Source organism: Myxococcus stipitatus DSM 14675 (genome assembly GCF_000331735.1).
Classification (GTDB): Bacteria; Myxococcota; Myxococcia; order Myxococcales; family Myxococcaceae; genus Myxococcus; species Myxococcus stipitatus.
The window spans coordinates 5,762,082-5,779,906 of the sequence record NC_020126.1; the positions used below are offsets into that span (position 1 = coordinate 5,762,082).

Sequence of the window (17,825 nt, forward strand, 5' to 3'; positions counted from 1 at the left end):
ATGCCCAAGGACACGCTGACGATCACCGACAATCGGACCGGCAAGCAGTACGAGGTCCCGGTCGAGAACGGCTGTATTCGCACCAACGCCCTACGCCAGATCAAGGTCTCGGACGACGACTTCGGTCTGATGGGCTACGACCCGGCGTTCCTCAACACCGCGAACTGTAAAAGCGCCATCACCTTCATCGATGGTGACAAAGGCATCCTGGAGTATCGCGGCTACCCCATCGAGCAGCTGGCGGAGAAGTCCAGCTACCTGGAGGTCGCGTACCTCCTGCTCAACGGTGAGCTGCCGACGCCCAAGGAGCTGGAGCAGTTCATCCACCTGGTGACGCACCACACGTACGTCCACGAGAACGTGAAGACGTTCATGGACGGGTTCCGCTACGACGCGCACCCGATGTCCATGCTCGGCTCCACCGTGGCCGCGCTGTCCGGCTTCTACCCGGACGCGAAGAACACCAAGGATGAGCGCAGCCGCCGCATCCAGATCACCCGGCTCATCGCCAAGATGCCCACCATCGCCGCGTTCTCCTACCGGCACTCGATGGGCCTGCCCTACATCTACCCGGACAACGACCTGTCCTACGTCGCCAACTTCCTGGCGATGGTGAAGCGCATCGGCACCAGCACCTACAAGGTGCACCCGGTGCTCGAGCGCGCGCTCGACGTGCTCTTCATCCTCCACGCGGACCACGAGCAGAACTGCTCGACGACGTCCGTGCGCACGGTGGGCTCGTCGGAAGTGGACCCGTACTCGGCCGTCACGGCCGGCATCGGCGCCCTCTACGGCCCGCTGCACGGCGGCGCCAACGAGGCGGTGCTGCGCATGCTCCGCGAGATTGGCCACATCTCCAAGGTCCCCGACTTCATCAAGTCCGTGAAGAGCGGCGAGGGCGAGAAGAAGCTGATGGGCTTCGGCCACCGCGTCTACAAGTCCTACGACCCGCGCGCCAAGGTCATCAAGCGCGTGGCGGACGAGGTCTTCGACGTGACGGGCAAGAACCCGCTGCTGGAGATCGCCGTGGAGCTGGAGCGCATCGCCCTCCAGGACGAGTACTTCGTCAAGCGCAAGCTGTACCCGAACGTGGACTTCTACTCCGGCCTCATCTACGAGGCGATGGGCTTCCAGGTGGAGATGTTCCCCGTCCTCTTCGCCATCCCCCGCACGGTGGGCTGGTGCGCGCAGTGGGAGGAGATGGTGCTGGACCCCGAGCAGAAGATTGCTCGCCCGCGCCAGGTCTTCACCGGCCACAAGCGCCGCGACTACGTCACGATGGACAAGCGCACCGCGAAGTAGTCCCGCGGTACCTCCACACCCCTTGGGCATGAAATGAGAAGGGGCGAGGAACCACCCAGGTTCCCCGCCCCTTTCTCATTGCGGGCGAAGCCGTCAGCCCGCGTGCGCCGCGCCGTTCTCCGCGTAGAGCGACTCGACGAGCCCTGCATGCTTCAGCTCCACCGCCTTGCGGCGGACCTTGAGCGTGGGCGTCAAGTCACCCTCGTCCACGGAGAACTCGCGCGGCAGCACCGCGAAGCGCTTGATGTTCTCGAAGCGGGAGAGCTTCGCGTTGACGTCCCGGTCCAGCGCCTGCTGGAGCACCTGGTGCAGCCGCGCGTCCCCGGCGAGCACGCCCACCTCCTCCGGCCAGCCCTTCTCCCGGGCCAGCGCGCGCACCTTCTCCCCGTCCAGGGCCAGCAGGGCCACCAGGTAGTTGCGCCGCTCGCCCACCACCACCGCGTGGCCCACGCCGGGCAGGCTCTTGAGCAGCTCCTCGATGTTGCCGGGCGCCGTCTTCTTCCCGCCGGAGGTGACGATGATCTCCTTCTTGCGGCCGGTGATGTGGAGGTAGCCCTCCCCGTCCAGTTGGCCCACGTCGCCGCTGTGCAGCCACCCGTCCTGGAGCAGCTCCGCGGTGGCCTCCGGGTTCTTGTAGTAGCCCGTACACACGTTGCCGCCTCGGATGAGGATCTCCCCGTCCTCGGCGATGCGGACCTCCACGCCCAGCATGGGACGCCCCACGGTGCCCAGGTGCGTGGACTCCTCCGTGTTCACCGTGCCTGGGCCGGACACCTCCGTCATGCCCCACACCTCGTGAATCAGCATGTCGATGGAGGCGAAGAACTCCAGCACGTCCCGGCCGATGGGCGCGGCGGCCGTGGCGAAGAAGTCCACCCGCTCCATGCCGATGCGCGTCTTGAGGGGCTCGAACACCAGCCGCCGGGCCACGCTGTACTGGGCCGAAAGCGTCACGGGGATGCGCTCATGGCGCTGGGCCCGCGAGTGCATCTCCGAGGCGACCCCGCGCGCCCAGTCCACCAGGCGGCGCTTCAGCGGCGGCTGGGAGCGCAGTCCCTCCTCCGCCTTCGCCTTGAACTTCTCCCACACCCGCGGCACGCCGAAGAAGAACGTGGGCCGCACGTCCTTCAGGTTCGCGGGCATCGCCTCCACCGAGTCGGCGAAGTAGACCTGGATGCCCAGCATCAGCGGACAGTGGAGCGAGATGACCTGCTCCGCGATGTGCGACAGCGGCAGGTAGGACAGGATGATGTTGTCGGGCTTCTTGCCGAAGCTCACCGCCTGGCTGAGCTGGCGCGACGTCCAGGTCAGGTTGTGGTGGCTGAGCATCACCCCCTTGGGGTGCCCCGTCGTCCCCGAGGTGTAGATGAGGGTGCCCAATGACTCGGGCTTGAGGGCATTGACGCTGTCCCAGTAGGGCTTGTCGTCGGCGCCCGCGCCTCGTGCCAGCACGTCGGCGTAGCGCAGCACCCCTTCGGGCAGCGGGGTGGCGGGCGCGTCCAGGACGACGAGGTGGCGCAGCTTGGGCAGCCGCTCGCGCAGGAGCAGGCCCGTGCGCAGGTGCTTCTCGTTCTCCACGACCAGGAGGGAGGCCTCGCAGTGGCGGAGGATGTACTCCAACTGCTCCAGGGCGCTGGTGGTGTACAGACCCACCGGTACGCCTCCCATCGCCATGGAGGCGAGCGCCGCGACGTGCCACTCCTCGCGGTTGAAGCTGATGATGCCCAGGGGCTGGCCTTCCGCGTAACCCAGCGACCTCAGGCCCAAGGCGAAGTGTTTGACCCGCTGCGAGTATTCGAGCCAGGAGGTGGGGACATAGGCGCGCCCACGGCGCGTCCAGAGGGCCGGCCGATGCTCATGCTGCGCGGCCCGCTCATGAAGGGCATGCACCATCGTCTTCGGGAGGTCCATCCGACGAACGCTAGCGGATGTAGGGGCCTGGCCACCATGCCTCCAGTTCGAGGACGTTGACAGCCGGTTGGCGGGCTTTGTATGCCGCGCCCGACCATGAGCATCGACTTCACCTGCCAGAAGTGCGAGGCAAGCTTCGAGCTTGACGTGCAAGACCTCATCGAGGGGACAGAGAAGATTGTCTGTCCTCACTGCGATGCGAAGGCACCCGCGAACCTCTCCGAGGACTTCGTCGCGGCGCTTTCGGAGATGCGCGCGCAGATCGCCGTGCTCGACAAGAAGTTCGCCGTCTCCATGACGTTGGAGTCGGAGGACGTCGAGGACACGGTCGACGACGAGGACGAAGACGAGGATGAGGAGTCCGAGGACGACGAGGACGACGACCTCGACGAGGACGAGGATGAGGACGTCGACGACGAGGAGGACTACGACGACGAGGACGAGGACGACGAGCGTCGCTGACGTCCGCCCCCTTGCCCTCCGGGCGACCAGCTCGCACCCCCGAGGGCAACCGGGCTGAAATGCCGCCCTCCCGAGAGGGAGGCCGGTGCGTAGGTTCAGGGTGTGAGAACACCCAACCGCGCCACTCTCTTCGTCGCCCCTCTCTCGGCGCTGTTGCTGGCGCTGGGAGGGCTCCTGCTGCTCCCCGGCTTCCGAGCCCCCAAAGCCATCGCGGCGACACTTCAGGACGCCTCCGAGCAACCGTGCGTCACCGAGCACGGAGGCGACCCCAAGGCCTGCTCCGAGCTCGTCGAGTTGGAGGTGCAGGACGTCATCCCGCTCATGGAGGCCCAGACGCACGCCATCGTGCTGACCACGAAGGACCAGGAGATGCTCCTCCCCGTCTTCGTGGACGAGGCCGCCGCCGTCTCCATCGCCTTCAGGCTGGCGGAGCGTGAGCCTCCTCAGCCGCTCGCGCAGGACCTGCTGGACGACGTCGTGGACCAGCTCGGCGCCAAGGTGACGGAGGTCCGCATCGACGACCTGCGAGACAACGTCTACTCGGGCCGCGTCTTCCTCGAGCAAGGGGCGAAGAAGCTGACCCTGGAGGCCCGCCCCTCCGACTCCATCGCCATGGCCCTCTCCAGCCATGCGCGCATCCGCGTCACGCGCAAGGTGCTGACGCTGGCGGGCATCAGCCGCGACGAGATCGAAGCCCTCCAGAAGGGCGGCCCTGGCGTGGGAGGCAGTGGCTCCGGCGGCCTCATGGACGAGTCCTCGCCGCTGCCGCCCCCGGGCCTGCCCGCGCCGGGCACCCCGTCCGACGACCCGGGCACGGGGGGAGACCTGCCGCCGGGCCATCCGCCCCTGGGCTCGCCGAAGGGGGCCGGCAAGAAGATCGAACTCTAGGCCCCGCCGCCCTGGCGGACGGTGGAAACGAAAAAGCCCGGCCCCCCTCCCAGGGATGCCGGGCTTTTTCTCGCGGGAGCCTCCCCTGAAAGAGGAGTCCCTCGCCTGAAGCCAGAGTAAGTCCCCTGGACCCGGAACTGTCAAGCCATGGGCCGAGCCGCCTAGGATGCGCGCGCATATGCGCAAGGCGAAGATCATCTGCACCCTGGGGCCCGCTTCGAGCTCGCTGGAGGCCATCGAGGGCCTCATCCGCGCGGGGATGAACGTGGCGCGGCTGAACTTCTCTCACGGCACGCACGACGAGCACCGGCAGCGCGTGGCCCTCATCCGCAAGGCGGCCCGTCGGCTGAAGCTCCCCGTGGCCATCCTCCAGGATATCCAGGGACCCAAGATTCGCCTGGGGAAGTTCGACGGTGGACAACTCGCGGTGAAGGCAGGCGAGCGCGTGACGGTGACCACCCGTTCGGTCATGGGACACGGCACCCTCATCCCCACGCCCATCAAGTCGCTGACGAAGGACGTGAAGGCCCGGGATGCCATCCTCCTGGATGACGGCCGGGTGCGGCTGCGCGTGCTCGCGGTCTCCGGCCAGGACGTCTCCTGCGAGGTGGAGGTCGGAGGTCTGCTCAAGGACCACAAGGGACTGAACCTCCCGGGTTCACCCATGTCGGTGCCCACCATCACGTCGAAGGACGAGGCGGACCTGGCGTTCGGCCAGGACGTGGGCGTGGACTACGTGGCGCTGTCCTTCGTGCGCACCGCCGAGGACATCCACCGCGCGCGCAAGCACGTGGCGAAGAACAAGACGCCCCTCATCGCGAAGATTGAGAAGCCGCAGGCGGTGGAGCAGCTGGAGGCCATTGCCCGCGCCGCGGACGGCATCATGGTGGCGCGAGGAGACCTGGGCGTGGAGATGCCCCTGGAGCAGCTCCCCGCCATCCAGAAGCGCATGGTGCGCGTGGTGAACCAGATGGGGGGCCTGGTCATCGTCGCCACGGAGATGCTGGAGAGCATGGTGACCAACCCGCGCCCCACCCGCGCGGAGGTGTCCGACGTGGCCAACGCGATCCTGGACGGCGCCGACGCGGTGATGCTGTCCGGAGAGACGGCCGCGGGGCGCTACCCCATCGACGCGGCCTCCACCATGGCGCGCATCGTCGAGGAGACGGAGCGCGGCGTGACGCGGCACCAGCACCACTCCCCCTTCGAGCGCTCCGAGGACCTGGGCACCGGCGTCGCCGCGGCGGCCGTAGCGGCGGCGGACCAGCTCGGCATCCAGACGATCATCGCCTACACGGAGAGCGGCCACACCGCGCGCCTCATCTCCGAGTTCCGTCCCAACGCGCGCATCATCGCGCTCACGCCGAACGAGGCCTCGATTCAGCGAATGGCCCTCTACTGGGGCGTGACGGGGCACCAGGTGGCGCGGGTGAAGTCCACGGACGCCATGCTGAGCCAGGTGCGCAAGCTGTGCCTGCGCGAGAGCCTGTGCCCGGCGGGGACGCCCGTCATCGTCGTGGCGGGGGTGCCACTCAACGTGCCGGGCAACACGAACCTGATGAGCATCCACCGCGTGTGAGCGCGGCGGACGTCTTCGTCAGAGCACCTTCTGCTCGAAGTCGTAGATCTTCTCGACGGCGAGCTGGCGGTAGCGGTCCATGTTGAGCGCCCGGCGCGCGCACTCCCAGACGAGCTCGTTGGGCGCGCGCTGGGGCTCCTTCTTCTTGCGGCGCTTCACTTCCGCCTTGATGGACTTCACCGCGACCTTGGGGTGGTAGCAGAACGCGGAGGAGAACAGCAGGTGCCCGCCAAAGGGGATGAGGCGGGCCTCCAGGATGTCGCCCGTCTCCAGGCCGGCGATGTTGCGCCGCTCCGTCACGTCGAAGTCCTTCCCCGAGTACAGCTCCCGCAGCCGGACCAGCCCCTTGCCCAGCTTGCGGACCTCGAAGAGGCCGTGGACCGTCTCCGTGAAGCTGCGGAAGGCGTTGGACTCCTCGGGGGGCGCGTTCGCCAGGCGGTGCTCGTAGAACTCCGCGGCCGGCGTCTTGCTCGTCAGCGGCGAGACGCGGTCGTAGAGGTAGAAGTCGAGGAACGACGCCATGCGCAGCTCGAAGAGCTTGTCGTCCTCGAAGACCTCGCCCGTCAGGCGGAAGTACTCCGCCTTCGCGTCGAGCAGGTCTGCCTTCCGTGACTCCACGCTGCCGAAGGCGATGAGCTGGTCCAGGTACGGCTGGTAGGAGAGCGGCGACAGCGGAGAATCCATAGGGGGAAGGGTATTCTACCCCGCCATCAGCTTCGCGAAGCGGCCAAAGAGATAGCGTGCGTCATGAGGGCCCGGGGAGGCCTCGGGGTGGTACTGCACGCTGAAGGCCCGCGCGTCCGGGACGGCCAGGCCCTCCACCGTGCCGTCATTGAGGTTGATGTGCGTGACGACGGCCTTGCCCTTGAGGCTGGCGTCGTCCACGGCGAAGCCGTGGTTCTGCGCGGTGATCTCCACCTTGCCCGTGGTGAGGTCCTTCACGGGCTGGTTTCCGCCCCGGTGGCCAAACTTCATCTTGTACGTCCGGCCGCCCAGGGCCAGCGCCATGATTTGATGGCCCAGGCAGATGCCGAACACGGGCACCTTGCCCAAGAGGGCCGCCACGGTCCGGTCCGCGCCCTTCACCGCCGCCGGGTCTCCGGGGCCGTTGGCCAGGAAGACGCCGTGGGGCTTGCGGGCCAGCACCTCGTCCGCCGTGGTGGTCGCCGGCACCACCGTTACCCGGCAGCCGACGTCCACGAGGAAGTGGAGCATCGACTTCTTGAGGCCGTAGTCATAGGCCACCACCTCGAAGCGCGGGTCGGTCAGGGGCTGGGCGCGCTGGCCGGAGAACACGTCCGGCGAAGGCAGGTCGAAGGTGTACGGCGTCTTCGTCGACACGCCGGTGGCCAGGTCCAGGCCCTCCATGCCGTGGGCGGACCGGGCGCGCTCCGTCAACGCGGCCGCGGACAGGCCCTCGCTGGAGATGACGCCCATCTGCGCGCCGTGGGTGCGCAGGTGGCGCACGAGGCGGCGGGTGTCCAGGCCCTCGATGCCCGCGACGTTGTGGCGCTTGAGGTACGCGTCCAGCGACTCGGTCGCGCGCCAGTTGGACGGCTGGCTCGCGAGGGCGCGGACCACCATGCCCACCGCGTGCGGCTTGCCCGCCTCTTCGTCCTCGGGTGTCGCCCCGACGTTGCCCATCTCCGGGTACGTCATGGTGACAATCTGCCCGACATACGAGGGGTCCGTGAGGATCTCCTGGTAGCCGAACATGGACGTGTTGAAGACCACCTCACCCACCGTCTCGCCGACCGCGCCAAAGGCTCGGCCCTCGAAGGTGGTGCCATCCGCCAGGGCGAGCACTGCCCGCTTCGTCATCACCGCGACTCCTTCACCTGACCGTCGGCGTACACCTTCCGGCCAGAAACCCAGGTCTGCACCACGCGGCCCTTCTGCTTACGGCCATGGAAGGGCGTATTCCGGCTGCGGGAATAGAACCGGTGGGCATCCACCGTCCACTCCTCCAAGGGGTCCACCACCGTGATGTCCGCCGGGGCTCCGGGGGCCAGGTGACCGCCCGGCAGGCCGAACGCCTTCGCCGGGCCGTGCGTCAGGAGCTCCACCGCGCGCTTCGCGTCGAGCAGTCCCGAGTGCACCAGCTCCAGCGTCAGCCCCAGGGCCGTCTCCAGCCCGACAATCCCGTTGATGCCCTTCTCGAACTCCACCTGCTTGTCCAGCACGCCATGGGGCGCGTGGTCCGTGGCGATGGCGTCGATGGTGCCATCCACCAGCGCCTCGCGCAGCGCCTCCACGTCCCGGTCCGCGCGCAGGGGCGGCGCCATCTTCGCGTGCGTGTCGTAGTCGCCCACCGCCCGGTCATCCAGGATGACGTGGTGGGGCGTGGCCTCGGCCGTGACGAGCAGACCCCGGCGCTTCGCCTCGCGAATCAGGCGCACGCTGCCCTCGCACGACACGTGGGCGATGTGCAGCCGGCCCTTCGTCTCCTCCAGGAGCACCAGGTCCCGCGCCACCATCGCCACCTCCGCCGAGGCGGGGATGCCGCGCAGGCCCAGGCGCGTGGAGACGGAGCCTTCGTGCATGGCGCCGCCTGCGGACAGCGTCAGGTCCTCTTCGTGGACCATGACGGGCACGCCGAACATCGTCGCGTACTGGAGCGCGCGTCGCATGAGCGCCGCGTTCATCACCGGGCGGCCGTCGTCGGTGATGGCGACACAGCCCGAGGACACCAGCTCGCCCGTCTCCGCCAGCTCCTCGCCCTTGAGGCCCTTGGTGATGGCCCCCGCGGGGTACACATGGCAGAGGTTGGCCGCGCGGGCCCTCGACAGCACCAGCTCCGTGACGAGCCCGCTGTCGTTGACCACCTTGGTGTTGGGCATGGCGACGACGGCGGTGAAGCCACCGGCCACGGCGGCGCGGCAGCCGGTGAGGACCGTCTCCTTGCCCTCCTCGCCCGGCTCGCGCAGGTGCACGTGCAGGTCGATGAAGCCCGGCAGCACCCACCGTCCCGCGGCCTCCACCACCTCCGCGCCCGGGGGCACGGGCAGCGGCGTGTCGGAGACCTCGGCGACCTTGCCGTCGCGCACCAGGACGTCGCGCACGCCGTCGACACCGTTGCGCGGGTCGATGACGCGGCCTCTTCGGAAAAGGACCGTGGCGCTCATGACGTGCACACCTCGAGGATGGCCCGCCGCACGGCGACGCCGTTGGACACCTGCTCCAGGATGACGCTGCGAGCCCCGTCCGCCACCGCGGGCGCCAGCTCCAGCCCCCGGTTGATGGGCCCCGGGTGCATCACCAGCGCCCCCGCCTTCATCCGCTCCTCACGGGCCGTGGTGAGCCCGAACAGCCGCGAGTACTCCCGCGTGGACGGAAGGAAGGCCTCGCTCATGCGCTCGAGCTGGAGGCGCAGGCACATCACCGCGTCCGCCTGCGGGAGCACCGCGTCCAGGTTGTGCGTCACCTCGGCGCCCAGCGCCTCCAGACCCGGAGGAACCAGCGTGGGAGGGCCGCAGACGATGACCCGCGCGCCCAGCGCCTTCAGGCACCAGAGGTTGGAGCGGGCCACGCGGCTGTGGAGGATGTCGCCGACGATGAGCACCGTGCGGCCGTCCAGGCTGCCCCACCGCTGCCGCAGGGTGAAGGCATCCAGGAGGGCCTGCGAGGGGTGCTCGTGCGTGCCGTCGCCCGCGTTGATGACGACACACCGCACATGCTTCGCCACCAGGTGAGGCGCGCCCGACGAGCGGTGGCGCATGACGATGGCCACGGGCCCCGTTGCCTCGATGTTGCGCGCGGTGTCCAGCAGCGTCTCGCCCTTGGAGGTGGACGAGCCGGAGGGGCTCCAGTCGAGGACCCCCGCGCCCAGGCCGCGAGCGGCCATGTGGAACGAGGTGCGCGTCCGGGTCGAGTCCTCGAAGAAGAGGTTGGCGACCACCTTGCCGCGCAGGAGGTGGGTGGTGTCTGGACCACCGGGCAGGTGCGCACGCGCCCTGTCGAGCACCGCTTCGAGCTCGTCCCGGCGCCAGCCTTCGATTCCAAGGAGGTGTCTCATGGCCGGGGCCGCCGCGTACCCCGGGCGGTCCGGCGCGTCAAGCACCGTCGCAGATCATCCGGGCTGCTTGCCCGCTGGGTGTGAGTCAGCGAACCGGCTCGAAGAAGCGATCCACCCGCAGGCCCGTGCCACCAAACAGCCCGTGCAACAGGCCGTGGTAGCCCAGCGACAGCCAGACAACCATGGCCTTGCCCTTGATGTGGCCATAGGGCACGAACTCCGTCGTGTCATAGCCGGTGACGCCCAGGCCATGGCGGCTGTCGGAGCTGTTGTCGCGGTTGTCGCCCATGACGAACACGTGCCCCTCGGGCACCACGTAGGGCCCCTCGTGGCGAGGCATCGTGGTGGCCGTCTGAAGCACGTGGTGCGGCACACCCCCCAGGCTCTCCCGGTAGAGCAATTGCGTCTGGTCGAACCACTGCCCGTCGTCCTTGATGTTGTGGACGATGGCCTTGGCGTCGATGAGGTCCCGAGGCTGCTTCTCACCGTTGATGTAGACCACGCCCTCAATCATCTCCACCGTGTCGCCGGGCACGCCCACCACGCGCTTGATGTAGTCGGTGGCCTCGTTGACGGGGTTGTTGAAGACGATGACATCGCCGCGCGCCGGCGGCCGGACGATGACGAACGGCACCACGTTGGCGAACGGGACCCGCACGCCGTAGATGAACTTGTTGATGAAGACCTGATCGCCAATCTGCAGCGTGGGCAGCATGGAGCCCGAGGGGATGCGATAGGGCTCCACGATGAAGGTGCGGAACACCAGCGCCACCAGCAGCATCTTCACGAAGCCGCCCACGAAGTCGGCGGCGGACTCCTTGCGGAACGCGCCCAGGTGCTGCGCCGTCAGTGACTCCAGCGCCTTCACCTCTTTCACCAGCGCGTCCGCGTCACCCCGCGCCGAGGCCGTCTCCACCTTGAGCGCCTGCTCGGTGATCTGCTCCGTCACGGGCGCGGAGAGCCGCTCGCGGACCTGGGGCTTCCGCAGGATGCGCTGGTTCTCGGAGATGAGCTCGTGCGCCTCGTGTCGCAGCCCGCGCAGCTTCTTCTCCGTGGGGGACACGTTGCGCCAGACCAGCAGCGCGACGAAGTACGCCACCATCAGCAGCCCCAGCCCCTTCATCGCGGGCTGTGCCCACGACGCCGCGGCGGGCACGTACTCGATGAGCAGCGTGTACGGGAACATCGCGATGGCGACGATGCACAGCGGGGCCCACAGGCTGGTGAGCATCTCCCGCCACAGGAGCGCACGGCGCGCGCGCACCTGCTCAGGGGTGCGCCGGGCCGCCATCGCAGTCGCCAGCTTCGCGGGAGGGGGAGCGGAAGGACTGGCAGCGTTCATGGCTACTGCTCCGACTTGAGGACCGCGAGGAAGGCCTCCTGCGGAATCTCCACCGTACCCACCTGCTTCATGCGCTTCTTGCCCTCCTTCTGCTTCTCGAGGAGCTTGCGCTTGCGGCTGATGTCACCGCCGTAGCACTTGGCGAGCACGTTCTTGCGCATGGCGGAGATGGTCTCACGGGAGATGATCTTCGCGCCGATCGCCGCCTGGATGGCCACTTCGTACATCTGCTTCGGGATGACTTCCTTCAGCTTCGCGCAGACCTCGCGACCGCGCAGGTAGGCGCGCTCGCGGTGCACGATGACGCTCAGCGCGTCCACCGGCTCTCCGTTGATGAGGATGTCCAGGCGCGCCAGATCCGCCTCCTGGTAGCCGGTCAGCTCGTAGTCCAGGCTGGCGTAGCCGCGCGACACGCTCTTGAGCTTGTCGAAGAAGTCGAAGACCACCTCGGCCATCGGCATCTCGTACGTCACCTGCACGCGCTGCCCGCTGCTGCCCAGGTACTTCATGTCCTTCTGCACACCGCGGCGGTCCTGGCACAGCTTCAGGATGGCGCCCAGATGGTCGTTGGGGACGTGGATGTGGCAGGTGAGGATGGGCTCCTCGAACTTCGCGATGTGCTGCACCGGCGGCAGCTTGGCGGGGTTGTCCACCAGCTGGACGTCACCCTTGCCGCTCGTGATTTGATACACCACGCTGGGCGCGGTGGTGATGAGGTTCAGGTTGTACTCGCGCTCCAGGCGCTCCTGGACGATCTCCATGTGCAACAGGCCCAGGTAGCCGCAGCGGAAGCCGAAGCCGAGCGCGGTGGACGACTCGGGCTCGTACGTGAAGGCGGAGTCGTTGAGCTTCAGCTTCGCGAGCGCGTCACGCAGGTTCTCGTACTGATCGGAGTCGATCGGGAAGATGCCGGAGAACACCATCGGCTTCACTTCCTGGAAGCCCGGGAACGCCTCCTGCGTCGGACGGACCTCCTCCGTGACGGTGTCGCCGACCTTCGCGTCCAGCAGCTCCTTGATGTTGGCGACCAGCACGCCCACTTCGCCGGCCATCAACTGCGTCACGGGGCGGGAGAACGGGGTGAAGACACCCAGCTCCTGGACCTCGAAGACCTTGTTGTTGCTGAACAGCTTGATCTTCTGCTTGAGCTTGAGCGTGCCTTCCAGCACGCGCACCAGCGTCACGACGCCCCGGTAGTTGTCGTACCAGGAGTCGAAGATGAGGGCCTTGAGCGGCGCGTCCGGCGAGCCCGTCGGCGGCGGCACACGCGCGACCACCGCTTCCAGGATCTCATGGATGCCGATGCCTTCCTTCGCGGAGGCGGGCACGGCCACGGAGGCGTCGATACCGATGACGTCTTCAATCTCCGCGCGGGTGCGGTCGACGTCCGCGCTGGGCAGGTCGATCTTGTTGATGACCGGGATGATCTCCAGCTCGTGGTCCAACGCCATGTAGACGTTGGACAGCGTCTGCGCCTCCACGCCCTGCGACGCGTCCACCACCAGGAGCGCGCCCTCGCACGCGGCGAGGCTGCGGCTCACCTCGTAGGCGAAGTCGACGTGCCCTGGCGTGTCGATGAGGTTGAGGATGTACTGCTTGCCGTCCTTCGCGGTGTAGTTCATCCGCACGGACTGGGCCTTGATGGTGATGCCCCGTTCCCGCTCGATGTCCATGTTGTCGAGGAACTGGGCCTGCGCCTCGCGCTTGCTCAATGTCCCCGTCTTGTCGAGGAGACGATCAGCAAGCGTCGACTTTCCGTGGTCGATATGGGCGATGATGCAGAAGTTGCGGATGTGCGCGTTTTCAGCCGGCATGTTCGGGGCGCTCGTCGGAAGAAGCGGGCGTGACTAACATCGAACCGCGCGAAAATCTACGCGCGAACGCCCGCCAGACGAGCAACCCACCAGGGGAACCCGATTGTTCCCCAACCACCAGGCGCCCCAGGGCTGTGCGCGGCCATGACAGGGCCAGGGGCCTCGAAGTCCCCGCCCAGGAGGATGTTCCCCCCTGGACTCCCCTGCCCTCCGCCCGGCCAGCGAGCCCTAGCCGTGGGCACGCTCGGGCGAAGCCTGCTTCTGGCGGAAGTAGGCCAGGGTGCGGCGAGCCCCCTCGCGCAGGTCGGCGCCGGGCTCCCACCCGAGGACCTTCTTCGCGAGCGAGTTGTCGATGCACGAACGGAGCTGCTCGCCCGGCTTGCCGGGGGCGTGGGCCGCGGGGGCGGTGGAGCCCGCCGCCTCGGCCAGCAGCGCGTAGAGGCGGTTGATGTCCGTCTCCACGCCCGTGCCGATGTTGATGGCGCCGACGTAGTCCTTCTCGAACGCCAGGCGGTTGGCCCGGGCCACGTCGGGCCCGAAGACGAAGTCGCGGGTCTGCTTGCCCTCACCGTAGATGGTGCAGCCCTGCCCGGAGAGCAGGCGCTGGCAGAAGATGGCCACCACGCCCGCCTCGCCGTGCGGGTTCTGACGGGGGCCGTAGACGTTGGCGTAGCGCAGGGCCACGTACGGCAGGCCGTACTGCGCCCGGTAGTAGCCCAGGTACAGCTCACCGGCCGCCTTGGAGGCGCCATACGGCGACACCGGCCGCGTCGCGTGGGACTCCGGCGCGGGGAAGACGTCCTGCTCGCCGTAGATGGCGCCGCCGGTGGAGCTGAAGATGACCTTCTTCACCCCGGAGACGCGCGAGGCCTCCAGCAGGTTGAGCATGCCGCGGATGTTCACGTCCGCGTCGAAGCTGGGGTCCTCCACGCTGCGGCGCACGTCCATCTGCGCGGCCAGGTGACAGACGACCTGAGGCTTCTCCGACTTGATGAGCTCCGCGGCCTCGCGGCTGCGGATGTCATGGACCGCCAGCCGCACACGAGGGTCCAGGTTCTCCCGCTTGCCGCTGGAGAGGTCATCCAGCGCGATGACCTCATGACCCGCCGCCAGGAACTCATCGCACACGTGCGAGCCGATGAAGCCCGCTCCACCCGTCACCAGGACTTTCACGCTTCCGTCTCCCCGCCACCCGGCCGTGGCCAAACCTGTCTTTGATTACTCGGCTGTCTCGCGCGGCAACCTATGCCGACGGACGGCGCACGGCAACCTCGCGGAACCACGCGATGGTCTCCCGCAGACCGTCCTCCAACGGCACCTTCGGCTCCCAGCCCAGAATCGAGCGCGCACGGCCGATGTCCGGCTGTCGCTGCTTCGGGTCGTCCTTGGGCAGCGGCTTCTCGATGATGGTGCCGCCCCCACCCGCCGCGGCGCGCACGGCCTCCGCGAACTGACGGATGGTCATCTCCCGGGGATTGCCGATGTTCACCGGATGCTGCTCGTCCGACAGCGCCAACCGGACCAGGCCATCCACCAGGTCCTTCACGTAACAGAACGAGCGCGTCTGGCTGCCGTCGCCGAAGACCGTGAAGTCCTCGCCCTTGAGCGCCTGGCCCACGAAGGCGGGAACCACGCGGCCGTCGTTGAGGCGCATGCGCGGGCCGTAGGTGTTGAAGATGCGAACGATGCGGACCTGCACGCCCTTGCGCCCGTAGGCCGCGGTGACGGCCTCCGCGTAGCGCTTGGCCTCGTCGTACACGGAGCGCGGGCCGATGGGATTGACGTTGCCCCAGTAGTCCTCGCGCTGCGGGTGGACGAGTGGATCTCCGTACACCTCGGAGGTGGAGGCCATCAGGAAGACGGCCTTGTTCGCCTCCGCCAGCTTCAGCCCGTTCTCCGTTCCGATGGAGCCTACGCGCAGCGTCTCCAGCGGGAGGTTCGCGTAGTCGATGGGCGAGGCGGGCGAGGCCAGGTTCAACACGTAGTCGACAGGCCCCTGCACGGGGATGCCCTCGACGATGTCCGCCTTCACGAAGCTGAACCCCGGACGCCCCTTCAGCGTGCGCAGGTTCTCCTCATTGCCCGTGATGAGGTTGTCCACCGCCGTCACGGAGGCCGCGCCGTCGTCCAGCAGGCGCTCGCACAGGTGCGAGCCCACGAAGCCCGCGCCCCCCAGAACCACCACTCGCTTCCCCTGCATGCTTTTCACGTCGCGCCTCGTGTCTTTCAGATTTCGTCGAAGGTCGCCTGGCCGGGCAGCTGTGCCTTGTACTTCTCCAGGACCAGGTCGATGCCCTGGCGGATGTACTCGGCCACGGGCACCTTCGTCTTCTGGTTCAGCGCCTTGAGGAGCTCGTTCTGCTCCGGGGTGATGTAGATGGTGGTGCTGATCTTCTTTCGGGCCATGGCGATATGTGAAAATATATGGAATGACGTGGCGCGCGAAAGCATCTCGTGCGCACACGACGGCGGCGACGCTCCGGCGTCCCGGGAGCACCGAATGACCGGAAGCAAACGCTGGATTTCCCTCGGGTTGGTGGCCTCGGGACTGTTCGCGGGGTGCGCTGGCAACAAGGCCTCCCAGCCCTCCCCCAGCGCCCCGGGTGACTCCACACCCTCCCTCTCCAAGGCCATCCGTCCGGAGCCCCAGCAGGGCGAACACGTCACGCCGCAGGACGTGAATGGCGACGGGAAGCCCGATGTGTGGACCTACACACTCGCGGACCGCGGCCCGAACGGCGAGGAGCGGCTGCGCAAGGTGCGCCAGGAACTGGACCTGAACTGGGACGGCCGCGCGGACCTGGCCCGTTACTTCGACGAGACGGGCGCGCTGATGCGCGAGGTGATGGACCTGGACTTCGACGGCAAGGTGGACGCCACCTATCTCTACGAGAAGGGGGCCAACACTCGCCGGGAGCGGGACTTCGACGGCGACGGTCGCGCGGACAGCATCGCCTACTACGAGCGCGGGGCGCTGGTGCGCAAGGAGAGCGACACCAACAGCGACGGCCGTGTCGACTACTGGGAGTACTGGGAAGGCGGTCAGGTGGACCGCATCGGCGAGGACCTGGACGGCGACGGCAGCGTCGACAAGTGGACTCGCAACCCCAACAACGCGGCCCGCGACTGAGCGGCGAGCCGCGCGTTCATCCTCCGGCGACTACGGCTTGCTGGTGCCGGTGCGGCCGTAGGAGTCCTCCAGGCGCACGACGTCGTCCAGTTCGGGGGTGCTGACCTCGAGGATGTCGCAGTCGGTGATGGCCACCATGCGGTGCTTGGTGAGGGGCTTGATGTGGTAGCTCTCGCCGGGGTTCATCTCCCGCTCGATGAGCCCCTGTCCCTCGTCGACGACGAAGAGCAGCTTGCCGCTCTGGACGTGAATCGTCTCGTCCTTCTGGTTGTGGTACTGCAGGCTGAGCTTGTGGCCCTGCTTCACGTGCAGCAGCTTGCCCACATAGCGCTCGGTGTGGGCCCAGATGAGCTCATGGCCCCAGGGCTTCTCCACCCGCCTCGTCGTCGTCATGGTGCTTCCTGTCTTCCTCGCCCGAGTCTCAGTTCGTGCCGGCCACGAACGCGTCGAGCTGGGTCTCACGCTTGAAGTCTGACAGATACCGCGCCGCCGCGTCCTTCGAGGCGAACGTTCCCATGCGGACGCGGTACCAGGTGCCCTTCCCCACGACCTCCGCGGAGACGATATAGGGGGCATAGCCCCTATCACGCAACCGGGCCACGAAGCGGTCTGCCTCCTGCTTGTCTTGGAAGGCCGACAGTTGGAGCGTGAAGGCCCCACCCTTCACCGCCGAGTCCGGCGGCTGCGCGGCGGCGCGGGCGATGGCTTCCTTCAGTCCCCCACCCTCCTTCTGCGTGGTCCGCGTCGGCACGGGCGCCGCTTCCACCTTGCCGGACACGGTCGCGGGCTTCACGGCGACGGCGGCGGGCTTCTCGGTGGCGGCGGGCTTCTCAGGCGCGGGGGCGGGCTTCTCGGCCGGGGGCTTGGCGGCGGCGACAGGCTCTTCGGTGGGCTCCTCGGGGGGAAGCTCGCCCGTGTCCGGGTCCGGCGTCGGCGCCAGGGCGGCGGTCTTCACCGGCTCGGGCGGCTTGGGCGCGGGCTTCTCGGCCGCGGGCTTGACGGGGGCCGGCTTGGGCTGCGCGACGGGCTCGGCGGCGGCCTTGCGCGTGAGCTCGTCCTGGAAGGTGAGGTGCGGCTCCTTCTGCACGGCCTGGAGCGCCTGCGCGTTGGCATCCAGCGCGGAGAGCAGGTCCGGGGCGCTGGCCGTCTGCGCATCGCCGGCGAGCTTCTTCCCCACGACGACGCCCAGCACGAACACGGCGCCGAGCACGACGATGCCGGCAATCAACAGACTGACAATCTGACGGTTGTCGAGAGAGACGTCGAACTTCTCTTTCATCCGGTGGGCGTCTCGCATGACTCAGGGTTCCTCGTGCGCGGACGGCACGGCCACACGAGTCCGTGTTGCGGCCTGTAGCGTCGGCGTCGAGGCAAAGTACGCC

17 protein-coding genes are annotated in these 17,825 nt (G+C 68.0%); 5 read left to right on the plus strand and 12 right to left on the minus strand.

Features of this window, described 5'->3' with window-relative positions; translation table 11 throughout:
* Positions 1–1,302, plus strand: coding sequence for a citrate synthase (locus MYSTI_RS22070; protein WP_015350009.1), 1,302 nt, complete (start codon positions 1–3; stop codon positions 1,300–1,302).
* 93 nt (positions 1,303–1,395) lie between these two features.
* Here MYSTI_RS22070 and MYSTI_RS22075 read toward each other — a convergent pair whose 3' ends face one another.
* Positions 1,396–3,213: an AMP-dependent synthetase/ligase gene (locus MYSTI_RS22075; protein ID WP_015350010.1), complete on the minus strand. Its 1,818-nt coding sequence runs from the start codon at positions 3,211–3,213 to the stop codon at positions 1,396–1,398.
* An 81-nt stretch (positions 3,214–3,294) separates the two neighbouring features.
* On the opposite strand from MYSTI_RS22075, the gene MYSTI_RS43895 reads away from it, so the two are divergent.
* From MYSTI_RS43895 to pyk, 3 genes are all read left to right on the plus strand, one after another.
* Positions 3,295–3,675 carry a hypothetical protein gene (locus tag MYSTI_RS43895; RefSeq protein WP_015350011.1) on the plus strand — a complete coding sequence of 127 codons (381 nt, stop codon included), beginning with the start codon at positions 3,295–3,297 and terminating at the stop codon, positions 3,673–3,675.
* Positions 3,676–3,777: 102 nt separating this feature from the next.
* Positions 3,778–4,563 (plus strand): bifunctional nuclease family protein, encoded by a 786-nt coding sequence (locus MYSTI_RS22085; RefSeq protein WP_015350012.1) that lies wholly within the window; start codon positions 3,778–3,780, stop codon positions 4,561–4,563.
* A 178-nt stretch (positions 4,564–4,741) separates the two neighbouring features.
* Entirely contained in the window at positions 4,742–6,142 is a 1,401-nt protein-coding gene (gene pyk / locus MYSTI_RS22090; RefSeq protein ID WP_015350013.1) for a pyruvate kinase, read from the plus strand.
* 18 nt (positions 6,143–6,160) lie between these two features.
* On the opposite strand, the gene MYSTI_RS22095 is transcribed toward pyk, so the two are convergent.
* The 9 genes from MYSTI_RS22095 to MYSTI_RS22135 form a co-directional block, all read right to left on the minus strand.
* The gene (locus tag MYSTI_RS22095) at positions 6,161–6,826 is read right to left on the minus strand and encodes a DUF7986 domain-containing protein (protein ID WP_015350014.1); all 666 of its coding nucleotides are present in this window, start codon (positions 6,824–6,826) and stop codon (positions 6,161–6,163) included.
* A gap of 15 nt (positions 6,827–6,841) precedes the next feature.
* Positions 6,842–7,963, minus strand: a complete 1,122-nt coding sequence (carA, locus tag MYSTI_RS22100; protein ID WP_015350015.1) for a glutamine-hydrolyzing carbamoyl-phosphate synthase small subunit — start codon at positions 7,961–7,963, stop codon at positions 6,842–6,844.
* Complete coding sequence (locus tag MYSTI_RS22105; RefSeq protein ID WP_015350016.1) at positions 7,963–9,267, minus strand: dihydroorotase; 1,305 nt, start codon at positions 9,265–9,267, stop codon at positions 7,963–7,965. Before MYSTI_RS22105 ends, carA begins: the two co-directional genes overlap by 1 nt.
* The gene (locus tag MYSTI_RS22110) at positions 9,264–10,157 is read right to left on the minus strand and encodes an aspartate carbamoyltransferase catalytic subunit (RefSeq protein WP_015350017.1); all 894 of its coding nucleotides are present in this window, start codon (positions 10,155–10,157) and stop codon (positions 9,264–9,266) included. Before MYSTI_RS22110 ends, MYSTI_RS22105 begins: the two co-directional genes overlap by 4 nt.
* A gap of 85 nt (positions 10,158–10,242) precedes the next feature.
* The gene (lepB, locus tag MYSTI_RS22115; RefSeq protein WP_015350018.1) at positions 10,243–11,499 is read right to left on the minus strand and encodes a signal peptidase I; all 1,257 of its coding nucleotides are present in this window, start codon (positions 11,497–11,499) and stop codon (positions 10,243–10,245) included.
* Positions 11,500–11,501: 2 nt separating this feature from the next.
* Positions 11,502–13,313 carry a translation elongation factor 4 gene (gene lepA / locus MYSTI_RS22120; RefSeq protein WP_015350019.1) on the minus strand — a complete coding sequence of 604 codons (1,812 nt, stop codon included), beginning with the start codon at positions 13,311–13,313 and terminating at the stop codon, positions 11,502–11,504.
* A 228-nt stretch (positions 13,314–13,541) separates the two neighbouring features.
* The gene (locus MYSTI_RS22125) at positions 13,542–14,486 is read right to left on the minus strand and encodes an NAD-dependent epimerase/dehydratase family protein (protein WP_015350020.1); all 945 of its coding nucleotides are present in this window, start codon (positions 14,484–14,486) and stop codon (positions 13,542–13,544) included.
* A 70-nt stretch (positions 14,487–14,556) separates the two neighbouring features.
* The gene (locus MYSTI_RS22130) at positions 14,557–15,513 is read right to left on the minus strand and encodes a UDP-glucuronic acid decarboxylase family protein (RefSeq protein ID WP_044281107.1); all 957 of its coding nucleotides are present in this window, start codon (positions 15,511–15,513) and stop codon (positions 14,557–14,559) included.
* Positions 15,514–15,539: 26 nt separating this feature from the next.
* Positions 15,540–15,719 carry a ribbon-helix-helix domain-containing protein gene (locus tag MYSTI_RS22135; protein ID WP_044281109.1) on the minus strand — a complete coding sequence of 60 codons (180 nt, stop codon included), beginning with the start codon at positions 15,717–15,719 and terminating at the stop codon, positions 15,540–15,542.
* A gap of 94 nt (positions 15,720–15,813) precedes the next feature.
* On the opposite strand from MYSTI_RS22135, the gene MYSTI_RS22140 reads away from it, so the two are divergent.
* A complete protein-coding gene (locus MYSTI_RS22140; protein WP_015350023.1) occupies positions 15,814–16,443 on the plus strand; it encodes a hypothetical protein in 630 nt (209 codons plus the stop codon).
* A 30-nt stretch (positions 16,444–16,473) separates the two neighbouring features.
* Here MYSTI_RS22140 and MYSTI_RS22145 read toward each other — a convergent pair whose 3' ends face one another.
* Positions 16,474–16,836, minus strand: coding sequence for a cupin domain-containing protein (locus tag MYSTI_RS22145; RefSeq protein WP_015350024.1), 363 nt, complete (start codon positions 16,834–16,836; stop codon positions 16,474–16,476).
* A 28-nt stretch (positions 16,837–16,864) separates the two neighbouring features.
* Positions 16,865–17,740, minus strand: coding sequence for an SPOR domain-containing protein (locus tag MYSTI_RS45335; protein WP_015350025.1), 876 nt, complete (start codon positions 17,738–17,740; stop codon positions 16,865–16,867).
* Positions 17,741–17,825: the final 85 nt, after the last annotated feature.